Source organism: Candidatus Avoscillospira sp. LCP25S3_F1, assembly GCF_052117125.1.
In the GTDB taxonomy this organism is placed as follows: domain Bacteria; phylum Bacillota; class Clostridia; order Oscillospirales; family Oscillospiraceae; genus Avoscillospira_A.
Map to the genome: position 1 here is coordinate 1 of NZ_JBQKJT010000048.1, position 3,356 is coordinate 3,356.

3 protein-coding genes are annotated in these 3,356 nt (G+C 42.0%); all 3 read left to right on the forward strand.

From position 1 onward, the window contains the following. The first annotated feature begins 231 nt into the window (after positions 1–231). The 3 genes from ACTQ33_RS16940 (at position 232) to ACTQ33_RS16950 (ending at position 3,096) form a co-directional block, all read left to right on the forward strand. On the forward strand, positions 232–399 hold the full coding sequence (locus ACTQ33_RS16940; protein WP_441465667.1) for a hypothetical protein: 168 nt from the start codon (positions 232–234) through the stop codon (positions 397–399). 303 nt (positions 400–702) lie between these two features. Continuing rightward, positions 703–2,490 (forward strand): methyl-accepting chemotaxis protein, encoded by a 1,788-nt coding sequence (locus ACTQ33_RS16945; protein ID WP_441465668.1) that lies wholly within the window; start codon positions 703–705, stop codon positions 2,488–2,490. 21 nt (positions 2,491–2,511) lie between these two features. Beyond that, positions 2,512–3,096, forward strand: coding sequence for a chemotaxis protein CheW (locus ACTQ33_RS16950; protein ID WP_441465669.1), 585 nt, complete (start codon positions 2,512–2,514; stop codon positions 3,094–3,096). The last annotated feature ends 260 nt before the right edge of the window (positions 3,097–3,356 follow it).

Consider the following 3,356-nt stretch of genomic DNA (forward strand, 5'->3'; position numbering starts at 1 on the left):
ATAAAACCCTCAGGTCTGCAATTTTTACTTTGTTGCAGGTCTGTTTTGTTATGCTCATTTTCAGATATCCGATTTTTCATTTTGGGGCTTGACACCTATTAGCAGGTTTGCCGGTATTTTCTCAAAACCAAGTTTGCACATTCAACACACTATATGCCCTATTGGCGCAAAACCTATTGACAACTCCTTTTCTATAATATATGCTGATAAAAACAGACAAAAATCGTATGGATGGAGGATAACGGTGGAAATAAAAAAGAAACGATTTGCGAAGATACCCTGTATGCTTCCGAGCAGGCAGACCCATCCATATATGCAGCCTCTGCTGAAAGAAAGCGGGAGCATGGAAAAGAAAAAAATATGAAAAAGGGGGTTGACAGTGATGTCCTCATGGAATAAACTCGTGACAGACAGACAGACAGACAGACAGACAGACAGACAGACAGACAGACAGACAGACAGACAGACAGACAGACAGAGGTAAATCTGCCTGTTTTTGTGCTGTCCGCATATCGCTATAACAGAGGAAGCAGTTGTCCATTCCGGCCGGATGGATAACCGCTTCCTTTTTGCGTTTTTTGATAGACCAGCACAGGAACAGGAGGTAAACGGTTTCTGTACAGTTGCAATTCCAAAGTTAGCTGCCGATTTTTCAGGGGCTGTTAATACTAAGAGGTATTTTAGAGAATGAGGAGATGCGTTATGAAAGGTAAAAAGTTTAATGATTGGAAAATAAAAACAAGACTAATTACATTCAGCACAAGTATTGTATTACTTGCGGGTGTTGCGTTGCTGCTTTCGCTAAATAGTATGCAGCAATTGCGCAAAAATGTTGACCAGACAAACACGGACATATTCCCTGTCGTTTTGGAAGCCCAAAATGTGCGCAGGAATATCATTATAGTCGAAAGAAATCTGCTGGATATGGCATTAGCGAATGATATGAATTTGGTCCAAGATACTCAAGCCGATAGTCAGCAAAGAGCAAATGAAGTTAATACTTCTCTCACAACGATGGAAAGCATTCTAAAAAGCAGTGGTTCAGAAGAAGATCTGAGTGAACTTGCACATTTTAGAGAACACATTTTAGAGATGCGAGATATAAGAACTTCGGCAGAAGAAATTTTATTAACTGGTAATGGCGACGAATGGCAAAAAGCTGAAGCAATTATAAGAAATGAATACATTCCAATCTCCCAGGAAATACGGGTGGATTTAAGGGATTTTTCCGACCATATACAGCAAGATTTTGTACAGTCAGCAGAGAAAACAAGAAGAATCAGTGTCATATCGGAAAGAGTGACCTTTGGCCTGACAGTATTATTTATTTTAACCGCTATACTTGTAACAATTCGATTAGTTCGTGATTTTATGAAGCCGCTTAAGGAAATAGAAGCTGCATCGAGAGCGCTTGCACAGGGAGATTTTGATTCAGAGATTACATTCCACAGCAAGAATGAATTTGGTCAGGTTTGCGATAGTATTCGTACCAGTTTTGCGGAACTTAAAAGGGTTATTGATGAAATTTCTCTGTGCTTCCGTGAGATGGCAAACGGTAATTTTACAATTCAACCGTCCATGACCTTTCCGGGAGAGTTGCGTAAAATTGAATTGTCTGCCTCTGATTTGCTGAAACAATTAAACGAAGCCTTTGGCGAAATTGACACGGCTGCTAGCCAAGTTGCTTCCGGGTCAGAGCAGGTTTCAAACGGAGCGCAAGCGCTTAGTCAGGGCGCTACCGAGCAGGCCAGTTCTATCGAAGAACTGTCTGCAACGACACAGGACATTTCTGCAAAGATCAACTTGAATGCAGAGCGAACAGAAACCGCCAACACAAAGTGTAAGATTGCGGGAGAACGTCTGGATGAAAGCGGAGAAAAAATGAAACAACTTGTCTCCGCAATGGGTGAAATCAAAGCAACTTCTGCTGAAATTCAGACTATTATAAAAGCGATTGATGACATTGCTTTTCAAACTAACATTCTGGCATTGAATGCTGCTGTTGAAGCGGCACGAGCTGGAATGGCTGGTAAGGGCTTTGCCGTTGTAGCCGATGAAGTCAGAAACTTGGCAGGTAAGTCCGCTGACGCCTCGAAAACAACACAGGAAATGATTGAAAAATCCATTAGAGCGGTAGAAAACGGCAGTATTCTCGCTGCTGACACCGCAGAAGTCCTAGACGAAACTGCTCAATACACAGGAGAGGTTATTACCTCTATCACAGAAATTGCAGAGGCCTCGGCAGAGCAGGCACAAGCGATTATGCAAATTACGCAAGGCTTGGATCAGATTTCGAGCGTTGTGCAAACCAATTCCGCGACCTCGGAAGAAAGTGCAGCTGCAAGCGAGGAGCTTTCCAGTCAAGCAGTTATGCTGAAGAACCTTGTTGGAAAATTCAAGATTACATCCGGCACTATGGATTTTTTGGAAAAAGATTATTCCGACTTTGCAATTCCGGCTGGGACTGACATTTACCGGGATAAGTATTAACCAAGGGAGGTGACTTAGACTATGCAAGAACAACGCATACAAAGTGACATTGCCTCCCTGCTCTCCCAGTTGAACGGTGAGCAAATAGATACTGTTACTGCCTATTTGCACGAATTATCCGGGGAAAATGAAGAACATAAAGTTAGCTCGGATAAATACTTGACTTTTTGGTGCAATAACCAGCTGTTTGGTATTGGAATCGGACAAGTCGTTCAAATTGTACACATGATGGATATTACTCCATTACCGGATTTCCCATCTTACATAAAAGGCATTTTATCGATCCGAGGCGAGTTAACCCCAATCATGGATTTGCGTTTGCGTTTAGGCCAACAGGTCTCAGATTATAGTGAGCGTACCTGTATTATTTTAATCCGTATTGACAGTCGTTCTTTCGGTCTAATTGTAGATGCAGTAAATGATGTGGAGACTATTTCACCACAGGATATCTGTCCGCCACCCCAACAATCAGATCACAAGGCAAACTACTTAATAGGAATAGCGCAAAGAACACAGGTCATTTTACTTTTGGACGTGGATTATATCCTAAGTGAAAAAGAAATTGGAGAAATCATAGACGTATCAAATCAAACAGAATGTCCATAATCAGGACGATATACCGAAAGGACACAGGGCAGTTTGGAAATATATGAATAATCCAAAAAATAGATACCGTATGGGTATCAGTAAAGTATGTTTCGGCTGCTTTCTTCTATCCCCATAGCGGTGAAAGGGAGGCCGCTTATGGGTAGATGCCCCTTTTGACCTTTCTCCACCGCTAACAGGTGGAGACCTCCAAAATAAAATATCCAGTCCAATCAGGGCGCAAGTGATAGCAAGTTCACTTGTGCCCTCTTTTTGTACGC